We start from the raw sequence: 23573 nt of genomic DNA, 5'->3' as shown, positions 1-23573 counted from the left end.
GCCTGCTTACTAATTTAAAGGCAATACAATTGGAGTTATTGCAATGGCTTATAAGCTAAAAAGTCACAGTGGCGCTGCTAAGCGTTTCAAAAAGACTGCTTCTGGCGGTTTCAAGCGTAAACAAGCGCATCTTCGTCATATTCTGACTAAGAAAACTTCTAAGCGTAAGTTACACCTACGTCCTAAGATGATGGTTCATAAAAATGACCATGGTCTAGTTTCACGTATGTTACCGTTCGCTTAATAGGGGTTTTTAGAAATGGCAAGAGTTAAACGCGGCGTTGTCGCACGTGCACGTCACAAAAAAGTTTTAAAACAAGCAAAAGGTTACTACGGAGCACGTTCACGTGTTTACCGCGTAGCTTTCCAGGCTGTTACTAAAGCGGGTCAATACGCTTACCGTGACCGTCGTGCGAAGAAACGTACTTTCCGTCAATTATGGATTGCACGTATCAATGCTGCTTCACGTCAAAATGGTCTGTCTTACAGCCGTTTTATCAATGGTCTTAAAAAGACTTCTGTAGAAATCGATCGTAAGATCCTTGCAGATATCGCTGTTTACGACCAAGTTGCATTCGCAGCGCTTGTAGAAAAAGCTAAAGAAGGCCTAGCCGCTTAAGCTTTTTTATAAGAACTGAAAAGGAGCCCATTGGCTCCTTTTTTTGTGCCTAAAATTTGCTATGAAAACCCCATCACATAAAAGCTACTCTAAGTTCCCGAGTAAGATAAGCTGTTATTAATTTAAAGACCCAGCTGTATTTAATTGGATGCTAATTGTGCTGAAATACTAATAAAGCATTTTTGATCCATTATTAACTTACCTTAGGCTGTGTTTTTTGTTGAACTACCGCAGTTTTTTCGTAACGATCAGTTAAGTTGTTATAATTTGGCCATTAAAGCGTTTTTTTGAGAATAATATGTTAGCCAGCTTACTCTTTTTATCTGCAAGTATGACTTACGACAGCCATTTACCACCTTTGCTACTTTGGCAAGGACAAAGCTTATCGCTGATACAACAGGCAGGTCCTCTGACAACGGATTTTGAACTTTCAGATGGTTATATATCTCCTGACTACAAAAACACAATGGCTTTTGTAGAGCGTTTAGTTGCTGCAAACCCAACTCAATTCAAATCGCAAATAATTGGTTATAGTAATAGTAAGCGCGCTATTAAAATGGTTGTAGCGAGTGAGCAAGGTTTTTTTGATGCAGATCAGCTTGCTAATAGCACCAAGCCTACAGTGCTTGTTCAAGCGGGAATTCATGCTGGCGAGATTGACGGTAAAGACGCCATGTTTATGTTGTTACGCGATATAGCGACAGGCAAACGCAGGGATATTTTAAAGAAAGTAAATATTTTGTTTATCCCAATTTTAAACGTTGACGGACATGAAAGAAGCGGCCACTTCAACCGTATTAATCAACGCGGCCCAAGTAAAATGGGTTTTAGAACTAATGCAAATAATTTAAATTTAAACCGTGACTTTACAAAACTTGATACACCCGAAGTTAAAAGTGTTTTGAAGGTTATTAATGACTATAACCCAAATCTGTATGTTGATGTGCACGTTACTGACGGTGCAGATTATCAATACGATGTCACCTATGGGTATAACCCGGTTTTTGCGAGCGAATCACCTGCTATATCAGCTGCGCTAGACCAATACTTCAAACCTGTAATAGATGAAAAGTTAGCATCGCAAGGCCATATACCTGGACCACTTGTATTTGTTATGAACAAGCGAAACTTTAAAGAAGGGCTTGCAGGTTGGGTTGCTACACCACGGTTTTCAAATGGTTGGGGCGACTTAAAGTCTTTACCTACAATTTTAGTCGAAAACCATTCCCTGAAACCCTATAAGCAACGTGTATTAGGAACTTATGTATTTATTGATGGAGCAATTGATGCCTTATCAAATCACAGCCATGAACTAGCTAATGCAGTAAAAAAAGAACAGGCATTTGTGCCAAAAGAGCTTATTGTTCAACGAGGGTATAGTGAAACTCCTGTTGAAATTGAATTCAAAGGTATTCGTTATACCTCAAAAATGAGTACGTTATCAGGTCAAACAGAAGTTCAATATATTGGCGAGAAAGAAGACTATACTAATTTACCTGTATATTGGCAAAAAGACGTACAAAAGCGTGTTGAAGTGCCTAAGGCATTTTTTATACCACCTGTTTACACGGATTTAATTGAAAAGTTATCGCTTCATGGTGTGTCTGTGAACAAATTAGTTGGTGAAAATACACAACCACTAAAACAGGCCAAAATAGATGATTACTCTTTTGCTAAGTCACCGTTTGAAGGACGATTTAGAGTAACGGCTACTTTTGATTATAAGCCTGCTATTAATGTAAATTTAGACGGTTGGTTTGAAGTGACAACTCAACAAAAGGCAGGAGAATTAGCTGTTCATTTGCTGCACCCGGAGGCACCGGATTCATTTTTTGCATGGGGTGAGTTTAATACTGTTTTTCAACGAACAGAATACATTGAAAACTACGCGCTAATCCCGTTTGCCCGTCAAATGCTAAAAGATAATCCAAAACTTGCATTAGCATTTGATAAAAAGCTAAAAAATGATAAGTCATTCGCTAATGATGCTAATGCTCGCTTAAACTGGTTGTATGAGCATAGCCCGTTTTATGACCAAGCTTATTTAAAGTATCCAATACTTATGTCGTTTGAAGAAGAAATAGCAATACCAGAACAAAAAGATAAAGAAATATAGCGATGAAAATTATAACAATACCAGTGACACCTTTTGCACAAAATTGCAGAATAATAGCTTGCGAAAGTACTCAAGAAGCAATCGTTGTTGACCCCGGTGGTGACAGCGATAAGATAATAGCTACTTTAATGAGTAATAGTTTAACCATAAAAGCTGTTTGGTTAACCCATGGGCACTTAGACCATGTTGGTGCAGCTGACGTGCTTCGTAGGCAGTTTGATATTAAAATTATTGGCCCGCACAAGGATGAACGTTTTTGGTTTGATAATTTACCAATGCAAGCTCAAATGTTTGGTTTTCCTCCTATTGATCCTTTTTACCCAGATGAGTGGCTATCGCATGGTGACACTTTGAGCCTAGGTAAATTAAAATTCGATGTAATGCATTGCCCAGGTCATACGCCAGGACATATTGTATTTTATGAACAAGATAATAAATGCGTAATTGTTGGTGACGTTATATTTAAAGGCTCTGTGGGTCGAACCGACTTTCCACAAGGCAATAGTCAACAACTTATAGAATCTATTAAGGCTAATATATTAACCTTGCCGGCGCAGACCGCGATTTTGTCGGGGCATGGCAGTGAAACAACAGTAGAGCATGAAATTAAAACGAACCCTTTTGTGAGTGGGCAGTACGGATAGTGAATTAAATGTATTAATTATGAATAATTTATACATAGAAAAACTAAAAATAAGCAGATTGTTTTTAAAAATGGTTGTATAATTTAACCAGTTTATTTGATAAATAAGAAATAAAATGTCTCTAAATCACGTAGATCGCCAAATTTTGGCACTTTTGCAACAAGACGCAAGTCTATCAACTGCTGAAATAGCAGATAAAGTCGGCTTATCTCAATCACCTTGTTGGCGTCGAATTGCTAAACTTGAGCAAGACGGCTATATAAAAAGCAAAGTGGCATTGTTAGATGAAAAGAAACTAGGCTTTGATATGCTGGTATACGCACATGTGCGTTTATCTAACCATGGAAAAAAAAATCTGGCTGAGTTTGAAAAACTAATCATGAGTTATGATGAAGTAACTGAGTGTTATACAATGGCTGGTACCATGGATTTTATGTTACGTATAATCTCGCAAGGTATAGAGGGTTACGAACATTTTGTTAGAGATAACTTATTAAGTTTAGAATATGTACAGGAAGTGCATTCAAACGTAACAATGACATGTGTAAAACGAAGCACTTCTCTTCCTTTGTAAACGAATAACTTTTTAGAGCTATTTAGTTTAAAAGACAATGTAATTGTTAAATGAGCGCTAATTTGCTAGAATTTAGCGCTTTTTTTATACCCAAAACACACCTGAGGATCTCAATGTTTAACTTACTCAGTAGGGCGCCAAGCTCTGCTAAAAACGATATTCTATCTGGTTTAACTGTGGCGTTAGCCTTAGTGCCAGAAGCTGTTGCGTTTGCCTTTGTTGCAAATGTAGAACCTTTAGTTGGTCTATATGCCGCGTTTATCGTAGGTTTAATTACGGCTATATTTGGCGGCCGCCCTGGTATGATTTCAGGTGCTACCGGTGCATTAGCAGTTGTTATGGTAAGTTTAGTACTTGATCATGGTGTTGAGTATCTCTTTGCAACCGTGCTGTTGATGGGTATTTTGCAAATACTCGCGGGAATATTTAAACTCGGTAAGTTTATACGTATGGTTCCGCATCCTGTAATGCTAGGGTTTGTAAACGGCTTAGCTATTGTTATATTTTTAGCCCAGTTAGGTCAGTTTAAAGTACCTGACGGTATGGGCGGTCAGCAATGGATGACGGGTGAACCATTGTTTATTATGCTAGGGCTAGTCGCGCTAACTATGGGAATTATTCATTTCCTTCCTAAGTTAACAACGGCTATTCCTTCATCTTTAGTTGCGATTGTGACGGTTACAGGCTTAGTGATTGGTTTAGACCTTGAAGCACACACCGTATTAGATTTTTTAAAAGGGATGACAGGTGATGAAGCAGCAACAATCGCAGGTGGGTTGCCAGAGTTTCATATTCCTATGGTGCCATTTAATTTAGATACACTCCAAATTATCTTCCCTTACGCACTGATACTTGCTGCTATCGGCCTAATAGAATCATTATTAACGCTTAGCTTAATTGATGAAATTACTGAAACGCGTGGTCACAGTAACAAAGAGTGTATTGGCCAAGGCGCTGCAAATATAACGTGTGGTTTTTTTGGTGCAATGGGTGGTTGTGCAATGATTGGCCAATCAATGATTAATATTAATTCTGGCGGTCGTTCACGTTTATCAGGTATCAGTGCAGCATTAATGTTGCTCGCATTTATCATTTTTGCCTCAAGTTTAATTGAAATGATCCCACTTGCCGCACTTGTTGGGGTTATGTTTATGGTTGTGCTTGGTACATTTGAATGGGCAAGTTTTAAAATGATGAAGCGTGTCCCATTGTCAGATGCTTTTGTTATCGTGCTGGTTTCAGGTGTAACGGTGATTACCGATTTAGCGATTGCAGTGTGTGTAGGTGTAATTGTGTCTGCGCTTGTTTTTGCATGGCAACATGCTAAACATATTTACACAACAAACTACATTGATGAAGAAGGCTCAAAAGTATATGAGTTACATGGGCCATTATTTTTTGGTTCAGTTAAAAACTTTTCTGAATTATTTGATGTTAAAAATGACCCAGCGAACGTTATTGTAGAGTTTAAACATAGCCGTGTATCAGATCATAGTGCAATAGAGGCTATTGACGCATTAGCTGATAAATATACTAAAGCGGGTAAGCAGCTTCATTTGCGTCATTTAAGTAAAGACTGTACTCAGTTACTGCACAAAGCGCGTGATTTAGTTGAGGTCAATGTGATAGAAGATCCAACTTATAAAGTTGCGTCAGATAAGCTAGCTTAAATACCAACTATCAACGTATTAACGAAAGCGAAAGGGTAATACCTTTCGCTTTTTTATTGCGCGTAAGTTAAGTTTGCGTTGATTGTATTAAAAACTAAGATAGGCGGTAGTGCTAAACAGCCTCGTAAATCTATATAATAGGCGATGATATGAATTAGTTTATTTATAAAATTAATTAGTTATTAATAAATACAAGCTAAGAATAGATTTTAAAGTAGTTACTATTTTGGAGACAGTGTAAATTTTGAATTGGCAATCTTTAATTGATAACCGTCAGCGCTTTTTTTGGCTTTTGCAGATTGCGGGCTGGATAGGGTATGCGCTTGTCAATTACATTGGTTCTAAAGTATTTGAAATGCGTGATATTTACGTATTCGTTATATTATTAAATGCTTATGCTGGCTGTCTTATGACAGTACCTCTTCGCTATATTTACCGTACAGTTTGGAATGCTTCACCTATAGTGCTGATGTTAGTGGTGTTTGGGGCATCTTATGTAACGGGTACATTATGGGCTGTTGTACAAAAATTTAATCTATGGGAAATATATCGCCATGGTTACAGGCCAGAAGAGTGGTTTTATTACCTGCAACAAGGATTGGATTCTGTTTACATTATTTTGTGTTGGAGTGGTTTGTACTTTGGCGTTAAATATTATCAGCTATTGCAAAGTGAACGCCAAAAAGCATTAAAAGCTACCACAATGGCCCACGAAGCCCAATTAAAAATGCTTAGGTATCAGCTTAACCCGCATTTTTTATTCAATACGCTAAATGCCATTTCAACATTAGTTTTGGTAAAAGAAAATAAAGATGCTAACTTAATGGTCTCTAAATTGAGTGACTTTTTAAGATACACATTAAATACCGATCCCATAAAAAAAGTACCACTTGAGCAAGAGTTACATGCGTTAAAGCTATACCTTGATATTGAGAGAGTACGTTTTGATGAACGTTTAAAGGTAAACATAGACGTAAGTGAACAAGCAAAACAAGCGCTTGTGCCTAGTCTTATATTGCAACCTATTATTGAGAACGCAATTAAATATGCGATTGCCCACTTATCTGAAGGTGGTGTAATTGATATTAAAGCCCAAGTGTTTGCTAACGAATTACTCCTTGAAGTGGGAGATAACGGGCCTGGCACAGAATTAGAAAATGGCAAGCTTGTTAACGCACAAGGTGTTGGCATTGCAAATACCAAAGATAGATTAAAAACGCTCTACGAAAATAATTATTCGTTTGTATTATCACATAATACGCCAAGTGGATTAAAAGTTAATCTGCGAGTGCCGTTTGAGAAGGCTGTGAAGAAATGATGAAAATCAGAACGCTTATTGTTGATGATGAACCATTAGCGCGCAAAGGTTTAGATGTAAGACTTTCAGAATTTGATGATATTGAAGTTATTAAATTATGCAGTTCAGGTGCAGATGCAATACAGACGTGTAAAAACGAAAAAATAGATTTAGTATTTTTAGATATTCAAATGCCAGGCATGAATGGTTTTGAAGTTGCTCGCGCGTTAAGTGAAAGCACTAAAGTGCTACCTGCAATCGTGTTTGTTACCGCATTTGATCAATTTGCAGTAAAAGCATTTGAAATTCATGCATTGGATTACATTTTAAAACCCGTTGATGATAACAGACTAAAACAGGCGGTAGAAAAAGTGCATACCTATTTAAAAACGCAACAAGACAACGCCCATAAGAAAAAACTCGCGAGTTTTGTAGCTGGCATTACCGGAAATAACTGTGAAGAAATTCTCAAAAAGCTGGCAACCGGTGATACTTTAGCTGATAAACGTTACCCAGAGTCGTTGGCAGTAAAAGAGCAGGGCGAAATTATTCGTGTTCCAGCAGCAACCATTCAATGGGTTGATGCAGCAGGTGATTATATGTGTTTACATTGCCAAGATGGACAAACACATATATTACGTAAAACAATGAAAGAACTTGAGCAAGAGCTCGACCCTCATTTATTTGTTAGGGTTCATCGCAGCGCAATTGTAAATACAAAACAAATCAGTAAATTAGTAACACAGGTTAGTGGCGAGTATTTACTTGTTTTAGAAAATGGACAAGAGTTAAAAGTAAGCCGAAGTTACCGAGATAAAGTAAAAGCAGCATTAGCGAGCTAAAATTATAGTTAGAAATAAAAAATGCGAGCTAAGCTCGCATTTTTTTTAAAGCGTTAATTACTCAACAGTAACAATTTTCATTGTATTTGTTGCGCCAACCGTTTCCATTGAATCACCATGCGTTAAAATCACAGTATCACCTGACGCTAATGATCCTTGGGCAACAAGCGTATCTAAAGCTGCTTTAACCATTGCATCTTTTTCTGTTTGTGTTGAATCAAAAAACACAGGGTAAACACCACGATAAAGTGCGGTTTGACCAAGCGTACTAGCATGACGAGATAGTGAGTAGATTGGTAAACCCGAACTAATACGTGACATTAGTTTTGCTGTGCTACCTGATTCAGTAAGCGTTACAATAGCTTTAACAGAGTCTAAATGGTTTGCTGCATACATAGCAGATAATGCAATTGATTCTGCATTATTAGAAAAACGGCTATCTAAACGGTGCTTAGATACGTGTGTTTCTTTTTGTGACTCAGCACCTAAACAAACTCGCGCCATAGTCGCTACAGTTTCTTCAGGGTAATCACCCGCTGCGGTTTCTGCAGAAAGCATTACAGCGTCGGTACCATCAAGCACTGCGTTTGCAACATCCATTACTTCAGCACGTGTTGGCATTGGATTATCAATCATTGATTCCATCATTTGCGTTGCTGTAACAACAGTACGGTTCAATGAACGAGCACGACGAATAATAAGCTTTTGCTTGCCCATTAACGCAGCATCGCCAATTTCTACACCTAAATCACCACGCGCGACCATAACAGCATCTGAAGCAAGTACAATGTCATCAATCGCTTCTTGCGTTTCTACAGCTTCAGCACGTTCAATTTTTGCAAGAAGTTGCGCTTTAGAGCCAGCTGCTTCTGCTAAAGAACGAACGTAACGCATATCATCACCACTACGTGGGAAAGATACCGCAATATAATCTACATCGATTTCTGCTGCTGTGATTAAATCTTCTTTGTCTTTATCAGTAAACGCAGGGGCAGTTAATCCACCGCCCAAACGGTTAATCCCTTTATTATTTGATAAAACACCTCCCACTGTAACGGTACAGTGAACTAGATGATCAACTACTTTATCAACTGTAAGTTGAATTAAACCATCATTTAAAAGAAGTAAATCGTTAGGAGATACGTCTTGCGGAAGCTCTTTATAATCGATGCCTACAGCGTTTACATCGCCTTGCCCTTTTTCCATTTTTGCATCAAGAATAAACTTAGCGCCCACTTCTAGGGTTACTTTGCCTTCTTTAAACGTTGATACACGGATTTTAGGACCCTGAAGGTCGGCAAGGATAGCAATATGTTTGTTCAATCGTTTTGCAATATCACGAACTGCTTGTGCACGGTCTTTATGATCTTGAGCCACACCGTGTGAGAAGTTTAAACGTACTACATTTGCGCCTGCGCGAATAATTTTTTCTAAGTTGTTATCTCTATCGGTAGCGGGCCCAAGGGTAGCGACTATTTTTGTGCGTCTTAGCATCAATTTCTCCTGTGTGCTTGGTGAAAGCAGGTTGACGGTTATTTTGTTTACGATAGATATAGCTTTATAAAGCTATATCTTTAGTTGTAGGCAAAGCTAAAAGAATTGCCACTATTTTATACAAAACTATTGTGTCATCATTATGACACCGGTGTCAAAATGCGTCAATGATCATAATTTTAATTTGCTTTGCTTTTAGTCACCCTTTGCTCGATGATATTTGATATAATTGCGGGGCTTTTATACCTGTAGTGAAATATTACTTTGTATTGGCTCATTGTTAGTATTTTATTACTGTATACGTATAAAGCATGCGGTATTATTGAATGAATACATTGAATTTTCTAACCAAATAGTTGTTACCGAGGAGGACACTAAATGCAAGTTGCATTAGTCGGGTTAGGCGTTATGGGGAAAAATCTTGCCCTAAATTTGATAGAAAAGGGGATAACGCTTGTTGCTTATGACAAAAACCCACATGCGGGTGAAGAGTTAATAAGTTGTGCTAAATCTCAAGGCATGGCTGACAAACTTCACATTGTTTCTGATTTAGGAGACATGGTAAGGCGTTTAGAAGCACCTCGTTCTATTTTATTACTTGTTCCTGCGGGTGAGTTAGTAGATACCGTTTGTAATGAACTGGTAAACGCAGGCGTAGAGTGTGATGATATTATAGTTGATTGTGGTAACAGTAATTATAAAGATGGTATTACGCGTAAACTTAAATACCAAAATAAATTTGAGTTTGCCACCATGGGTATTTCAGGTGGTGCAGAAGGTGCCCGCCATGGCCCAGCAATGATGGCAAGTGGGTCAGAAGGTGGCTGGGAACGTATTGAACCATGGTTTGAAAAAGTAGCTGCAAGTTACAATGGTAGCTCTTGTTTTGCACGTGTTGGCCAATCGGCAAGTGGACACTTTGTTAAAATGGTTCACAACGGCATTGAATATGCACTTATGCAACTCATTGCAGAAATGTATCAATTACTACGCTCAGGAACTAACCGTTCTCCAAAAGAAGTAGCTGCAATATTTGATGAGTGGTCACAAGGGCAGTTAAATAGTTACTTACTTTCGATCTCTAGCCACATATTAACCCTTGAAAATGATAAAAATGAGCCACTAGTCGACCTTATTGATAATAAAGTTGGCGCTAAAGGTACAGGTTTGTGGACTGCACAAAACGCGCTAGAGTTAGGAATTGCAGTACCATCACTTGTCGCTGCTGTTCAAGCCAGACACCTAACCAATGCCTGCGATACAACCGCTGCACAAGAAATGACGTACGCTTCAAAATCAACCAATATCGTTGATATTGATCTCGAAGAGCTTAAAGATGCATTTACACTGGCTAGTTTACTTGCGTATCGCCAAGGTTTAGCACTAATTAAAGGTGCATCTCGTACACACCAGTGGAAAGTTGATTTGTCGAAAACATTACAAACTTGGCGTGCAGGTTGTATTATTCGAGCTGACTACCTAGATAGCGTGGCGCAAGGAGTCGAATTTATAGATTCACTCGATAAAGAGGCGAATGCACTACGTAAGATAACAGGACAAGCTGTTATGTCTGGTTTGGCGTTTCCTGTATTAAGCTCTACACAAACTTATTTAGCAACGTTAACAACACCAAGTAATGGGCACCTAGTTCAAGCCCAGCGTGATTATTTTGGTGAGCATGGCATTAAAACCCATAGTGGTGAAACCTGCCATTTAACTGACCTAGTTGAGATTGACGCTAAAGTTCGTTAATTCTTTATTAGACAAAAAGGCACGCTATAAGCGTGCCTTTTTTGATTCTGCAGATGTGTAACTCTTTATCTTGTTAATTCACCACGCATATTATCTTGCATTAAGTGGCGAATAGTCTCGATTTCTAGATTCTGGCTGAATAGGCAATGAAGTTTGGTTAAGCAGGCTTCTAAAGTCATATCATACCCACTAATAACGCCAATATTTAATAATGCGTTGCCGGTTGCGTAACCGCCCATATTGACTTGACCTTTTAGACATTGTGTTAAATTAACAATAATCATTCCTTTATTACTTGCTTCACTTAACACAGATAAAAACTTATCGTCCTGAGGTGCATTACCCACGCCAAAGCTCAATAACACTAAAGCTTTAATGTTATCGTTTACAAGACTCTTCACCACCTCGGTACTTATTCCTGGATATAAATAAAGTACGCCAATTGGCTGTGGCGTTATTGTGGTTACTTGAAGTTCGTTTTCAACATAAGGACTTAGTTGGCCTTTAATAAGTTGAATATTAATGCCTGATAATGCAAGAGGCTCTAAATTTGGTGAAGCAAAGGCATCAAAACCATCTGCATGTGCTTTAGTAGCTCTATTACCTCTAAATAACTGGTTATTAAAAAACAGACTCACTTCTGCAATTGGGTAATTAGCAGCTAAGTACATCGCATTTAACAAATTAACCTGTCCATCAGATCGTAGTTGAGAAAGTGGAATTTGCGATCCGGTAACAATAACGGGTTTAGTTAAATTATCAAACATGAATGAAAGTGCCGATGCAGTATAGGCCATGGTGTCTGTACCATGCAGAACAACAAAGCCGTCGTATTGCTGATATTTGCTTTTTATATCATCTGCAATAAGCTGCCAGTGCGCAGGGGACATGTCAGATGAATCAATAAGTGGACAGTATTCGTGAATATCAAATAAGGGCATTTCATCACGATTAAATTCTGCATTGTTCATAACCGTTTCGGTTAAGAAACCTCCTGCGGGAATGTAACCCCGACTTGATTTTTTCATTCCTATGGTACCGCCGGTATAAGCGATATAAATGCGTTTACGTTTCATAAAAAAAGCCCAGTAAAAAAACTGGGCTTAGTATAACCTGTCGCTAGTGTAAATAAAGCAACGAGTGTGGATCACGCACCTTTATTGTGCAACTTTACACTCTAAACAACGCGCGTAAACACCCTGTGGATCGTTATAATCCTTGAGGCTTTCAACTTCACTACTCAGTTGTTGAATGACGCTGTTTAAATTAGCTTGTGTTGCTAAAACAGATGGTGCTTTTGTTTGAAGACCCAACATCGATTTCACTGATGCACTTCCAAAAATGTCTTGTAGCATTTTTTCTTGCGGGCTCAAATCTTGTGTGATTGTTTTAACATCGTAGTTTTCTAACTTAGCAAGGGCGGCTGCAGCATCAATTGCATCTTGCTTATCACCTAGCTTATCAATTAATCCCAGTTCAAGTGCTTGAGAAGCAATCCAAACTCGACCTTGCGCAATTGCATCAACTTCCTCAGGCGTCATGCCTCGAGCCTGAGCTACAACATTCAAAAATCGACCGTAAGCCTCTTCAACACTCATTTGAATAACTTGAGCCATTTTTTCGTTAAGTGGGCGAGTGACAGAAAAACCTGCCATTTCGGTGGTTGCAACACCATCAGAATACACCCCAATTTTTGATAGTGTATTTTCAAATGTCATAAATGTACCAAATACGCCAATCGACCCTGTAATCGTACTTGGTGCAGCCCATATTTCGTTTGCAGCAGATGCAATCCAGTAACCGCCAGATGCCGCAACAGAGCTCATTGATGCGATAACAGGTTTACCGGCTGCTTTTAGAGCTAATACCTCTGCGCGAATAACTTCAGATGCGAACATACTACCGCCACCTGAATCAATACGAAGTACCACTGCTTTTACTTTATCATCAAGTCTTGCTTTACGAAGAAGGGCAGCGGTAGAGTCACCACCAATTTCGCCCGCTCTGCGCTCACCATCTACAATTGTTCCTCTCGCTACAACAACCGCTACTTTCTCAGTTATTGGGTTATCAAAAACGACAGGAGGCTTAACCAGGCTCAGGTATTCACGAAACGATACGTGTTTAAATGTTTTTCCATCTTCTTGCGCACCCACTAAATCTATCAATTGTTGGCGTATTTGCTGACTTGTTTTAAGCGAATCAACCCATTGATTATCGAGTGCATATTTACCAGCATCACCGTTAGCAGCTTGCATTTTTTCTAGGTAAACATCCATAGTTTCATCAAAGTTTGACTCATCGAATGGACGTACAGCAGAAACATCTTGCTTATATTCATTCCAAAGTGCACCTAACCATACACGGTTTGCTTCTTTAGCCGCATCAGACATATCGTTACGGATAAATGGTTCAACAGCTGATTTAAATGTACCTACTCTAAAAATATGCTGTGTTACTTCTAGCTTTTCTAATGCGTCTTTAAAATACAGTGGGTACATGCCGTAACCTTCAATAGCAACGCTTCCATACGGATGCATCGCTATTTCGTCAGCATGTGCAGCAATGTAATATTGCGCTTGCGTGTAGTAGTAACCTGTAGCGATTACTTTTTTGCCAGCCTGTTTGAAGCCTTCAATAGCGTTGGTAATTTGTTTAAGTTTATTTAAATGCGCTTTAGGCATTTCTTGTAAATCAAGTAGTAGTACACTGATGCGACTATCTTTTGCTGCTTCGTTTATGACTTCAACAACATCATCGAGTAAAATCTCACTTGGTTCGTCGTTACCTGATGTTGCGTCATTTAAAGCCGCTTCAATAGGATCTACATATAACTTTTCTTCAACCAATGGGCCATTTAGGTTTAACCTAAGAACAGAGCCTTCCTCTACAATAATTTTATCATCATCGCTTGATATACCTGCAATAAATACAATAACAAGTAGCACAAACAAAAAGTTGATTATTAATCGACGAGAAAAGTTTATTCCAGCCCAAATACCTTTGAATATTTTTGCTATCAAAATAGCTCCTTAATTTGGTACAGCTAATACATTTGTTTCATCTTATCCTAGAATAAATATAAATTTAACTGCTAAATCGTAACGAAGTGTTTATAAATACGTTTAAGCTACCGAAAACAATGGATTTATTATGCTATACACGCTCGAATTAAATAGTAATTTTGAGATGAGTACGTATTTTAAGCGCGTTTAAAGTCCTAATTAAATACATGCAAATATTGCTTATTCGTTATCATTAAAGCAGAATTAGTGAATCTACACAGGTTAGACCAGTTAATGGGGCATGAGATGTTAGAACAACAACTACAATTAAAACACACACAATTACGAAACAGATTAGTTATGGGCTCAATGCATACGGGCCTCGAAGAGGGATGGCATAACAGAAAACGTTTACGTGCATTTTATGAAGCCCGTGCAAAAGGCGGCACAGCCATGCTCATTACCGGTGGCTATAGCCCGAACCTGCGAGGCAAGTTAACGCCAATATCGTCTTCTTTTAACAGTTATTATGATGTTTTTAAGCATCGCGCATACACAGACGCTGTTCATAAACATGGTGGGAAAATTTGTTTACAGTTACTGCATGCGGGCCGCTATGCTTATCATCCTTTCAATCAGGCACCTAGTGCTATTCAGGCTCCAATTAATCCCTACAAGCCTAAAGAAATGTCACTGAGCTCAATTAAAAAAACGATTAAAGACTTTGCGCACTCTGCTTATATGGCTGAAAAAGCTGGGTATGATGGCGTTGAGGTAATGGGATCTGAAGGTTATTTGATTAATGAATTCATGGCGCCACACACCAACAAACGCGAAGACGAATTTGGTGGAAGCCTTGAAAACAGAATGCGCCTAGCGCTTGAAATAGTCAAAGCGGTTAGGGCTAAAGTATCTGATAAATTTTTAATTATATTTAGACTGTCAGTTATGGATCTAATCCCTGACGGGTCCACTCCTGATGAAGTGGTTATTCAAGCCACTGAGCTTGAAAAAGCCGGGGTTGATATTTTTAATACGGGTATTGGCTGGCATGAAGCGCGCGTTCCAACGATTGCTAGTATGGTTCCACCAGGAGCCTTTAAAGAAGCGTCTAAGCGCTTAAAAAGTGTTGTTAGCGTTCCAGTCATTGCAGTAAACCGTATTAATACACCTGACATTGCAAATGACATTTTAAATGCAGGTGAAGCCGACCTCATATCAATGGCTAGACCTTTATTAGCTGATCCTGAGTTTTTTAATAAATATCAAAATGATCAAACAAAACAAATTAACATTTGTATTGGCTGTAACCAAGGCTGTTTAGATCATGTATTTAAAAATAAACGTGCAACCTGCTTGGTTAATCCTCAAGCGGCTTTTGAGCTTGATTACCCGCTCGATAAAGCGACAAACTCAAAAAATGTACTTGTTGTGGGCGCAGGCCCTGCTGGCTTATCCGCAAGTTGTTATTTGGCTCAAAAAGGTCATAAGGTTACTTTGATTGACCAAAAAGCGCAAATGGGTGGCCAATTTAATTTAGCCATGCAAATACCTGGCAAAGAAGACTTTAATCATACACTGGCATACTTTATTAATGAGCTAGAACGTTTAGATGTAGCGGTTAAGCTCGAAACATCATACAACGAGTCAATGCTGACACAGTACGACGACATTGTATTTGCCACGGGTGTTCGCCCACGTGAGGCGTCAATTAAATGTAGTGATAACAAACGCGTATTTGCATACGATGAAGTAATTCGTGGCGAAGTCGAGTTAGGCAACTCTATTGCCATTTTAGGTGCTGGCGGCATTGGTTTTGATATGGTGGCATTTTTAAGTGAACATAAATCACAAACCATTGATGAGTTTAAAACGCAGTGGGGAATTGAATGTGAACCGAAGCCACACAAAGACGAGCGTCAGTTGTACATGTTAAAAAGAAGCTCTGGCCGATTTGGTAGTGAACTTGGAAAAACAACAGGTTGGATCCATCGTCAAGTAGCTAAGCAGCATGGTGTAAAACAAATTGCAGATTGTCAGTATCAAAGCTTTGATAGCAAGGGTTTAACTATTACAGTTGGTGGTGAAACTCAGGTGTTACCGGTCGACACTGTTATTGCGTGTATTGGTCAAGTTTCAAATGATGAAGTTGTAAAGCCTCATGCTGAAAACGCTAAAGTACACGTTATTGGTGGCGCTAAACTCGCTGCTGCAATTGATGCTAAGCGCGCTATTTTTGAAGCCCTTCAAATAGCGAGAAGTATTTAACCTTTCGACAAGTTGAAATAGTTTAGTAATTCATGCGGTCTTTGTTGTTTATAGTCTATAACTAAATAAACATTAAACACAGGATACGCATGAACACACTGACTCGCTTCTATGTAGCAGCAATAGGTAAACTATCATTTTTAGATGGGTTACCTCCTTTACTTTTTAGATTAATTTTAGCCCCTGTGATGATTATCGCGGGTTATAATAAGCTCGCCATCAGCGGCGATGCTACTGGCTTTTTCAATAATTTATTAGCATCACCTGATGTTGTGCAATGGTTTGGAAATAGTGAATGGGGCTTAGGTTTACCGTTTCCCGACTTACTTGCATTTTTAGCTGGTTGGAGCGAATTTTTGGGTGGTTGGTTTTTATTATTAGGCCTATTGACTCGCTTCGTAAGTATTCCTCTAATGTTTACTATGGTTGTTGCTGCAACATCAGTGCATTGGCACAATGGCTGGTTTGCAATTGCTCCGACTAATCCTGATACGAGTGCAGCTCAGGTACTTGATTGGTTATCTATACCGGGCGCCAAAGAAAGTCTTGAAAACTCAGTTGAAGTACAAGAACGAATTGGCAAAATACGATCAATAGTCGATGAGCATGGATTTGTAGATTACCTGTACGAAAAAGGTAAACCTTCAATTTTAAATAATGGGATAGAATTTGCTGCCATTTATTTCGCAATGCTCCTGAGTTTATTTTTCACTGGAGGTGGGCGCTTTGTTAGCGTTGATTATTGGCTCAGAAGGAGTGTCTCTAAAGAGTAAACTTAACGTAAGTTTATATACGCCAGCAAAAATTATTTTTTGCTGGCGTTTTTATTTCAATATTTATCAACACAGACTTAAAATGTTACCCTAGCGTTTTAAATATCGAGAAATAATTATGGACGCTATTGAGCTTTTATTAACTCGCCAATCCGACTCAAAACTAACAGAGCCAGGCCCATCAATTGAGCAGCTTAATATTATTAAACAAGCTGCACTTCGTGTCCCCGATCATGGTTGCATAGCGCCATGGCAATTTATTGTTGTTGAAGGGCAAGCGCGTGAAAAGTTAGGGTCGATTTACCACGAGAGTGCTGTGGCAGAGCAACAAGAATATAAAGTTATAAACCGAGCTAAAGAATTACCGCTTCGTGCTCCAATGATCATCATCGCCATTGCTAAATATCAACAACATCCTAAAGTTCCTCGTATCGAGCAAGTCCAAAGCGCAGGCTGTAGCGTACTTGCAATGCAACAAGCCGCATTTGCACAAGGGTTAGGGGGTGTTTGGCGCACGGGGTATTTTGCACAAAGTAATGCGGTTAAGCTAGCGCTTAATTTAAACGAGTTAGATGAAATTGTGGGGTACTTGTATATAGGTACACCTGCCGTCGATTGTAAAAAGTCACCAAGGCATAAGCCAGAAACTTATTTTACTGATTTATAAATAAGTGTGAACTTTTACATACATATAGGGTCACTTATAATTGAGTATAAATTTTAACCACTGATTATAATTGTCAGTGAGAAACTGCAAGAAGGGCATGGATGCTAAATAACTTGATAATTCTTCTGCAGATTGTTTTTTAATCGGTTGTTTTTTGATAATGTATGGAGAGTCTCAAAATAATAACGATAAAGAAGACTTAAATTATGGGAAATTTATTTTTACGTGAAAAAGAAAACTGGCTCGCTTGGTCAATTTGGGGCCTTTTAGGTGCGTTTGTTACGTTATATGTAGCAATGAGTACAAATGCAGCCCCTTTTATTGCCGGTTCAGCTGTCAGTGTATTGGTATTACTTACTTGGTGGATGCAACAATCTAAACGATTTGATTTTGGACGCGCATTTAAAGTGTGTTGTTATGTGCTTATGTTAAGTATTCTGCCTACTTTTATGTTTGTCATTGTGCCAAGTGACGACTTAAACCGTTTTGATTTAATTTTTCAAGGGGTTACTTTTTTCTCATTGAGCTTATTGGTTTGCTTAGTGTGTTCTTGGATTGCGCGTAGGCCTAAACAGTATTATTAGTAACCGCTATTTTTAAAATCTTAAAATGAATAAGTGATAGTTTTTACGCTATTAGATTAAATTTTATTTTTTTACATTTAAAGCTTTACAAATATCTCGATAACCCATATTATTCGCGCCGTACGGAGAGATGGCAGAGTGGTCGAATGCACCGGTCTTGAAAACCGGCATAGGTTTGTAGCCTATCTAGGGTTCAAATCCCTATCTCTCCACCATTATTTAAAAAACCGCCTTATGGCGGTTTTTTGCTATCTGGGGTTTGATAAATGACAGACAAAGCAACTATTCCTATGAGTGCACAGCTTTTAAAACACATTCTTTTATGGACCGTGTTTGGTTACTGTTACCAAAGCGGCATGAGCGTACTAATTAAAATGGCAGCCGATGCACAACCAGAACACCCATTAATTACAGCGTTTGCATATGGTGTAGGTTTTAATATTTTAGTGGCCCACTTAATTACTAAGTACGATACAAAATGGCCCCTAGTTGCCTCAGTTTTTATTGGTGTAGTTGGATTAATCGCTGTACCAATTATTATTGGCGGCACCGCTAGTTTATTAACTTTTTCATTGCTTGCCGGATTTTTATTCAGTTTGATACTTAGTTGCTTTATTGTTGGTCTGTTAAAGGTAAAACTCAATAAAAACTAGCACCAAACGTGCGTTATTTTGTGATAGCATACTCATGTCTTTTAACTAACAAAACGTGAAAAACACATTATGTCAGATAATTTTACTACAGATGCTGAAAAAGCAAGTTACGGTATTGGCTTACAAATGGGTGAGCAACTTAAGTCTAATCCTTTTGAAGGCTTAAACCTAAATTCAGTGTTTGAAGGCATGAAAGATGCGTACGCAGGTAGCGCTTTTCAAGTTGAGATCCCAGAGATCCAAGCTGCATTTGAAAAAGTTAACGAAGAGATTCAAGCTCGTCGTGAAGAAGAGTCAAAAGTACTTTCTGCTGAAGGTATTGCATTCTTAGAAGAAAACGCAAAACGTCCTGAAATCACTGTTACTGAGTCTGGTCTTCAATATGAAGTATTAGCAACAGGTGAAGGCGAAAAGCCAACTGCAGAGTCTACAGTACGTGTTGATTACCACGGTACATTAATTAACGGTACAGTATTTGATAGCTCTTACGAGCGCGGTCAACCAGCTGAATTCCCAGTAGGTGGCGTGATCAAAGGTTGGACTGAAGCTTTACAAATGATGCCAGTAGGCACTAAATGGCGTATTTACGTTCCTCATGAGCTTGCTTATGGTGAACGTGGTGCAGGTGCTGCAATTGCACCTTTCTCAACGCTTGTATTTGACGTTGAGCTACACGAAATCCTTTCTTAATAGTCATTATTAAGTTAGTTAAAAAACCGCGCTTACTAATAGCGCGGTTTTTTTGTGCCTATTATAAATTACCTTAAATTATTGTCAGGCAATACGAACAGTTACTTTTAACTCTAAACTTCAATTACAAAGCAACTCATATAAAAAAACCGCATTTAAAAATGCGGTTTCAAAAGGGAGTTATTAATTAAACACTTTAACCTCGAAGCATAACTGTTAATGATTAAAAGTAGCCGCGAACGCCCAAGCGAATATTTCTACCTGGAAGAGGGGCTTTATCTTTTATAAATGAGGTATGAACAAACCCTAGCTCATCAGTCAGGTTATCAACATTTATATAAAATTGAGCATCAACAGCACCTAACCCTAATTGGTAGTTAGCTTGAGCATCAAATAAAGTATAACCATCTGTTTGGCTTTCAAACGCAGTGATATCATTTTGATCGAAGTAATGCGTACCAGTTAGGGTTAGTTGCAAGTTACCTAAATCATACTGTAATTCAGAGCCTAACTTATTTGCTGGTATACGCGGCAAGTTGCTTTCATCATTTTTAAGTTTAGCGCGGGTAGAGTCACCAAATACTTTAACCATTGTGTTTGGTGTAATTTGGTAGTGTGCATCGAACTCAAATCCATAGAGCTCTGCATCTTTGCTTCTAAATTGGTAAACAGCTACTGCATCGTCGTGTGCACCAATAGCGGATTCTAAACCATCTTCTTCATCGTAAACCAAGCCCGTATTTTCTTGGAAATAGAAATTTTTAATATCATTATAGAAAAAGTTTACAGTGTAACCAAAATCTCCGCTAAAGCGTCTAAAGCTTAAATCAAGGTTAGTTGATTTTTCTTGCTTGATGTCCTCAGGTTCAAAATGCGCTTCGTTATCTTCGATGTGGTAACCTAAGCCAAGTTCGTAAGTACCTGTTGCAATGTGTAGGCCATTTGATAACAGCTCAGCAGAAAGCGGCGCACGCTCAGAATGAGATAGGCTCAGTGCTAAACTTTGTCCTGGCGTATATTGCCAAATAGCCCCTGCAGATGCACTTACGTTAGTAAAACTTTCACTGTAGGCAATTATCTCTTCTTCATGTTCTTCTTCAACTTCTTCATCATGGTCATGATGATGCTCAGCTGAAGATATATTACTTTCAATTTTGTAATCTTCAATACGAGCACCAAGCTCTAAAGTTACATCACCAAACACGCGTTCTTCTAACACATAAAGTGCATTTGAGGTTGTTATACTGGCTGGAGTAAATGCTTCATCACCAATTGCGTCGTAGTCAGAATCGCTGTAATGATAGCCTAACATACCATGCCAATCCGCGAATTTATGTTCTACGTTTAAACGCGCTTCGGTAGTTTCATTAGTGAACGTGGTGCCAATTTCACCATCTTCAATTTCACTGTGTGAATAGTCTGTATAACCAATACGAAGGTTGATTGTTTCTATCCAGTTATTGTGAAGCGCATAACTGACTAAGCCTTGCCAACGGTCTTGCTCTAGCTGAGCAAAAACAACTTCTTCGCCTTCTTCTTCATCCTCATGTTCTACATGTTCTTCTTCAGTTTCACCTTCGTGATCATGCTCATGATGATGTTCATGTCCAGGTATTCCATAGTCAGTTTCTATACTACCGTAAGAAAATCCGACAGTAAGGTGCTCGCCAACGTAGCTAGTACCAAAATTTAGTGTTTCGCTATCAATAAACGTGTTTTCTACTGAGTTTTCAGTTTCTATGTCGCCATCTTCGTCAGTTACTGTAAATGTAGGCGTTTCATAGTCATCGCCACTGCGTTTAGTCCCATCAAAATGAAAGTTAAATCCGTCATTTCCTGTTTCTAGTTTTGCGGCCACGGTATTTGAGTTAGAAACCGTGTCATGGCTGTACTCAGCGGCACCGGTTAAATCATCTAAATTACTCGTTGGAATACGGTTATCAACCACATTTACCACACCACCAATTGCACCTGAGCCATACAAAAGTGTACTTGGTCCACGAAGTACTTCAATTTGTTCAGCTGCTAAGCTGTCGCTTGAGGTTGCATGGTCTGGTCCAATGCGCGACGCATCACTAGCATCTAATCCGTTTTGGGTGATTTTAACGCGAGGACCATCTAAACCTCGAATAATAGGGCTTGAGGATACAGGGCCAAAGTAGCTTGCATTAACACCAGGTAAACCTTTTAGTGTTTCGCCAAGTGTTGGTTTAGATTTATTTCTTAACTCATCACCCGACAGAACGCTTACCGGTGAAATCATTTCTAAGCTGCTTTTGTGCAGCGCAGATGCATAAACCACAACGGTTTCAACCGAGGTTGGTAAAAGTGAAACCGTGACATTGTTTGACGATTCAGTCACCGTTATTCTTGAATCTACGTAGTTGTCTTTACTGATATGAAGTTGGCTGTTAGCGTCAATTTCAATTGAGAATTCGCCAAGCTCATTACTTTTTATAGTTTGATTTTTTCCATGAACATGAATGGAAGCGTTTTCAATAGGTTGATTTTTATCGTTTATTACCTTACCTGTTATTGTTGCAGCTAGGGCGGATTGGGTACATAAAACCGATAATATGGCAGAAGAAATTAATGTTAACTTTGTCATTGGTAAATTATTTGGTGATTACATATTGTGATATAATATAACAGTTCATAATTTGCGAATCAACAATGTTATACTATAACTTTTGTGTTTGCGTTTAATTAACTAAAAATGATGATAAATCACTCAGCCTAGTTGGTATTTTATCTGCTATCAATCATTAGTACATCAAGCTTGTATTGTGCTCGTGTTTGGTTTTTTAAGTCAGTAGGCTCTAGCATTTCACATTCGTCACGTAGCATTTCGGCTATTAGGCTAGGATATTGGCGGCAATCTTCAGGTCGGTCTAGGTAAATATTACATATGAATTTATCGCGAGCACCTTCATCTTTTTTAGGTTCGATTGCTAAAAAAGGGCAGTTATTTAATTTATCACCTGTGTTCGGATCAAACCAAATTTTATTGTTTTGTACATATTGATAAATTTCGGGATTAAAGAGCGCCCACATTTCAATTTCTTCTGATGATACGTCGAGGTCACCACCACCATATTTGGTACAGCATTTACCACACTGGTTACACTCTTTCATGCTTTATTCATCTTTATATAATTTTTACAATTATTAGTTTAACAGCTCGTGTTAAATTGTTTGAAATTATTATTTTTTATTAACCCTAAGCATTTAAGTTTATAGCCTGAAAGAGCTTACCAAATATTCTTTTTCGTTCTGATATTTACAAATCCACTATAGTTAAGTCTTTTAGAGGGTTTTACTACCTCTAAAATAGTAAACCTCATCAAAAATACATTTTTAACTACTGCCTCTGTAGTTAAATCGTTTGCTATATACTTTAATGTTGTATGATCGGCCTAAAGGCATATTTAATGAGCCATTTAAATTTATATTTTGCTATTTTAAGCATAAATACATTAAGGGTGATACGTAATGATGAATACAAAAGTATACAAAGCGGTACATGATTTGGCTGAAGAATTAATGAGTGCGGCGAATAAAAATGATCGCAAACGCTTTGAGTTACTTTTTTCTAAACTAAAAGCAATTTGTGAAGAAAACGAAAATACCTCTAAAGATCATCCTGTTCAGTGGGAAACACTGGCTGATTTTACAGAAGAGTTAGAAGATGCTATTACTACCTACGAGAAGGCACTAGCAAAATCTATTGCTATTAATAATAAAGACCATATGTCGTCGGTTGCTTTTTCTATGGCGACACTACAACTTGAGATGGGCCAAAAAGAAGAGGCTATAAAAAATCTTCAAAGTGCCAAAGTCAGTGCAAATAAAATAGAAGACAAAGAACTTAAAGCAGAGATTCATGACTTGTTAGAGTCACTTGTTGAAGAAGAAGGCTAATTAA

General features: G+C 38.3%; 21 protein-coding genes and 1 tRNA gene. 17 read left to right on the top strand and 5 right to left on the bottom strand.

The genetic code is table 11. The features are described 5' to 3' along the window. Positions 1-43: 43 nt before the first annotated feature. From rpmI to ATS72_RS04255, 8 genes are all read left to right on the top strand, one after another. A complete protein-coding gene (rpmI, locus tag ATS72_RS04290) occupies positions 44-244 on the top strand; it encodes a 50S ribosomal protein L35 (protein ID WP_002960713.1) in 201 nt (66 codons plus the stop codon). 15 nt (positions 245-259) lie between these two features. Continuing rightward, entirely contained in the window at positions 260-619 is a 360-nt protein-coding gene (rplT, locus tag ATS72_RS04285; protein ID WP_002960711.1) for a 50S ribosomal protein L20, read from the top strand. Between the two features lie 298 nt (positions 620-917). Beyond that, entirely contained in the window at positions 918-2735 is a 1818-nt protein-coding gene (locus ATS72_RS04280) for a M14 family metallopeptidase (protein WP_058428951.1), read from the top strand. Between the two features lie 2 nt (positions 2736-2737). Next, positions 2738-3379 carry an MBL fold metallo-hydrolase gene (locus ATS72_RS04275; protein ID WP_058428950.1) on the top strand — a complete coding sequence of 214 codons (642 nt, stop codon included), beginning with the start codon at positions 2738-2740 and terminating at the stop codon, positions 3377-3379. 115 nt (positions 3380-3494) lie between these two features. Further along, the gene (locus ATS72_RS04270) at positions 3495-3953 is read left to right on the top strand and encodes an Lrp/AsnC family transcriptional regulator (RefSeq protein WP_002960703.1); all 459 of its coding nucleotides are present in this window, start codon (positions 3495-3497) and stop codon (positions 3951-3953) included. 113 nt (positions 3954-4066) lie between these two features. Beyond that, positions 4067-5623, top strand: a complete 1557-nt coding sequence (locus ATS72_RS04265) for a SulP family inorganic anion transporter (RefSeq protein WP_058428949.1) — start codon at positions 4067-4069, stop codon at positions 5621-5623. A gap of 244 nt (positions 5624-5867) precedes the next feature. Then, on the top strand, positions 5868-6941 hold the full coding sequence (locus ATS72_RS04260) for a sensor histidine kinase (protein ID WP_006794466.1): 1074 nt from the start codon (positions 5868-5870) through the stop codon (positions 6939-6941). Further along, positions 6938-7762, top strand: coding sequence for a LytR/AlgR family response regulator transcription factor (locus ATS72_RS04255; protein WP_006794465.1), 825 nt, complete (start codon positions 6938-6940; stop codon positions 7760-7762). Before ATS72_RS04260 ends, ATS72_RS04255 begins: the two co-directional genes overlap by 4 nt. Positions 7763-7819: 57 nt before the next feature. Here the strand turns inward: ATS72_RS04255 and pyk are convergent, their stop codons facing one another. Next, complete coding sequence (gene pyk, locus ATS72_RS04250; RefSeq protein WP_006794464.1) at positions 7820-9256, bottom strand: pyruvate kinase; 1437 nt, start codon at positions 9254-9256, stop codon at positions 7820-7822. A 378-nt stretch (positions 9257-9634) separates the two neighbouring features. On the opposite strand from pyk, the gene gndA reads away from it, so the two are divergent. After that, entirely contained in the window at positions 9635-11008 is a 1374-nt protein-coding gene (gene gndA, locus ATS72_RS04245; protein ID WP_039036907.1) for an NADP-dependent phosphogluconate dehydrogenase, read from the top strand. Between the two features lie 65 nt (positions 11009-11073). On the opposite strand, the gene ansA is transcribed toward gndA, so the two are convergent. Next, positions 11074-12084, bottom strand: a complete 1011-nt coding sequence (ansA, locus tag ATS72_RS04240) for an asparaginase (RefSeq protein ID WP_058428948.1) — start codon at positions 12082-12084, stop codon at positions 11074-11076. An 81-nt stretch (positions 12085-12165) separates the two neighbouring features. Continuing rightward, positions 12166-14031, bottom strand: coding sequence for a signal peptide peptidase SppA (gene sppA, locus ATS72_RS04235; RefSeq protein WP_058428947.1), 1866 nt, complete (start codon positions 14029-14031; stop codon positions 12166-12168). 288 nt (positions 14032-14319) lie between these two features. On the opposite strand from sppA, the gene ATS72_RS04230 reads away from it, so the two are divergent. The 7 genes from ATS72_RS04230 (at position 14320) to ATS72_RS04200 (ending at position 19648) form a co-directional block, all read left to right on the top strand. Then, positions 14320-16281 carry an oxidoreductase gene (locus tag ATS72_RS04230; RefSeq protein WP_058428946.1) on the top strand — a complete coding sequence of 654 codons (1962 nt, stop codon included), beginning with the start codon at positions 14320-14322 and terminating at the stop codon, positions 16279-16281. Positions 16282-16370: 89 nt separating this feature from the next. Continuing rightward, a complete protein-coding gene (locus ATS72_RS04225; protein ID WP_039036910.1) occupies positions 16371-17054 on the top strand; it encodes an HvfX family Cu-binding RiPP maturation protein in 684 nt (227 codons plus the stop codon). A gap of 118 nt (positions 17055-17172) precedes the next feature. Beyond that, entirely contained in the window at positions 17173-17721 is a 549-nt protein-coding gene (locus ATS72_RS04220) for an NAD(P)H nitroreductase (RefSeq protein WP_058428945.1), read from the top strand. Positions 17722-17927: 206 nt separating this feature from the next. Next, positions 17928-18305 carry a hypothetical protein gene (locus ATS72_RS04215; protein WP_006794457.1) on the top strand — a complete coding sequence of 126 codons (378 nt, stop codon included), beginning with the start codon at positions 17928-17930 and terminating at the stop codon, positions 18303-18305. 124 nt (positions 18306-18429) lie between these two features. Continuing rightward, positions 18430-18520 (top strand) — tRNA-Ser (locus ATS72_RS04210). Positions 18521-18571: 51 nt separating this feature from the next. Further along, entirely contained in the window at positions 18572-18958 is a 387-nt protein-coding gene (locus ATS72_RS04205; RefSeq protein WP_039036912.1) for a hypothetical protein, read from the top strand. A 69-nt stretch (positions 18959-19027) separates the two neighbouring features. Then, positions 19028-19648, top strand: coding sequence for an FKBP-type peptidyl-prolyl cis-trans isomerase (locus ATS72_RS04200; RefSeq protein ID WP_006794455.1), 621 nt, complete (start codon positions 19028-19030; stop codon positions 19646-19648). 223 nt (positions 19649-19871) lie between these two features. Here ATS72_RS04200 and ATS72_RS04195 read toward each other — a convergent pair whose 3' ends face one another. Together ATS72_RS04195 and ATS72_RS04190 are read right to left on the bottom strand one after the other, a co-directional pair. Beyond that, positions 19872-22256 carry a TonB-dependent receptor gene (locus tag ATS72_RS04195; protein WP_058428944.1) on the bottom strand — a complete coding sequence of 795 codons (2385 nt, stop codon included), beginning with the start codon at positions 22254-22256 and terminating at the stop codon, positions 19872-19874. Positions 22257-22396: 140 nt separating this feature from the next. Continuing rightward, complete coding sequence (locus ATS72_RS04190; protein ID WP_006794452.1) at positions 22397-22783, bottom strand: YkgJ family cysteine cluster protein; 387 nt, start codon at positions 22781-22783, stop codon at positions 22397-22399. Between the two features lie 357 nt (positions 22784-23140). Between ATS72_RS04190 and ATS72_RS04185 the strand changes: the two genes are divergently transcribed. Next, positions 23141-23569 carry a hypothetical protein gene (locus ATS72_RS04185; RefSeq protein ID WP_039036914.1) on the top strand — a complete coding sequence of 143 codons (429 nt, stop codon included), beginning with the start codon at positions 23141-23143 and terminating at the stop codon, positions 23567-23569. The last annotated feature ends 4 nt before the right edge of the window (positions 23570-23573 follow it).

The organism is Pseudoalteromonas sp. 13-15, assembly GCF_001468205.2.
Classification (GTDB): Bacteria; Pseudomonadota; Gammaproteobacteria; order Enterobacterales; family Alteromonadaceae; genus Pseudoalteromonas; species Pseudoalteromonas marina.
This window is presented reverse-complemented; position numbering and strand designations above follow the sequence as displayed.

Coding starts and splice junctions, on each gene's coding strand:
- ATS72_RS04230 (WP_058428946.1), top strand. CDS start 14,320: ATGTTAGAACAACAACTACAATTAAAACACACACAATTACGAAACAGA.
- ATS72_RS04215 (WP_006794457.1), top strand. CDS start 17,928: ATGGGAAATTTATTTTTACGTGAAAAAGAAAACTGGCTCGCTTGGTCA.
- ATS72_RS04255 (WP_006794465.1), top strand. CDS start 6,938: ATGATGAAAATCAGAACGCTTATTGTTGATGATGAACCATTAGCGCGC.
- ATS72_RS04185 (WP_039036914.1), top strand. CDS start 23,141: ATGATGAATACAAAAGTATACAAAGCGGTACATGATTTGGCTGAAGAA.
- ATS72_RS04280 (WP_058428951.1), top strand. CDS start 918: ATGTTAGCCAGCTTACTCTTTTTATCTGCAAGTATGACTTACGACAGC.
- ATS72_RS04275 (WP_058428950.1), top strand. CDS start 2,738: ATGAAAATTATAACAATACCAGTGACACCTTTTGCACAAAATTGCAGA.
- rplT (WP_002960711.1), top strand. CDS start 260: ATGGCAAGAGTTAAACGCGGCGTTGTCGCACGTGCACGTCACAAAAAA.
- ATS72_RS04270 (WP_002960703.1), top strand. CDS start 3,495: ATGTCTCTAAATCACGTAGATCGCCAAATTTTGGCACTTTTGCAACAA.
- ATS72_RS04195 (WP_058428944.1), bottom strand. CDS start 22,256: ATGACAAAGTTAACATTAATTTCTTCTGCCATATTATCGGTTTTATGT.
- gndA (WP_039036907.1), top strand. CDS start 9,635: ATGCAAGTTGCATTAGTCGGGTTAGGCGTTATGGGGAAAAATCTTGCC.
- ATS72_RS04200 (WP_006794455.1), top strand. CDS start 19,028: ATGTCAGATAATTTTACTACAGATGCTGAAAAAGCAAGTTACGGTATT.
- ATS72_RS04190 (WP_006794452.1), bottom strand. CDS start 22,783: ATGAAAGAGTGTAACCAGTGTGGTAAATGCTGTACCAAATATGGTGGT.
- ansA (WP_058428948.1), bottom strand. CDS start 12,084: ATGAAACGTAAACGCATTTATATCGCTTATACCGGCGGTACCATAGGA.
- ATS72_RS04225 (WP_039036910.1), top strand. CDS start 16,371: ATGAACACACTGACTCGCTTCTATGTAGCAGCAATAGGTAAACTATCA.
- pyk (WP_006794464.1), bottom strand. CDS start 9,256: ATGCTAAGACGCACAAAAATAGTCGCTACCCTTGGGCCCGCTACCGAT.
- ATS72_RS04265 (WP_058428949.1), top strand. CDS start 4,067: ATGTTTAACTTACTCAGTAGGGCGCCAAGCTCTGCTAAAAACGATATT.
- ATS72_RS04220 (WP_058428945.1), top strand. CDS start 17,173: ATGGACGCTATTGAGCTTTTATTAACTCGCCAATCCGACTCAAAACTA.
- ATS72_RS04205 (WP_039036912.1), top strand. CDS start 18,572: ATGACAGACAAAGCAACTATTCCTATGAGTGCACAGCTTTTAAAACAC.
- rpmI (WP_002960713.1), top strand. CDS start 44: ATGGCTTATAAGCTAAAAAGTCACAGTGGCGCTGCTAAGCGTTTCAAA.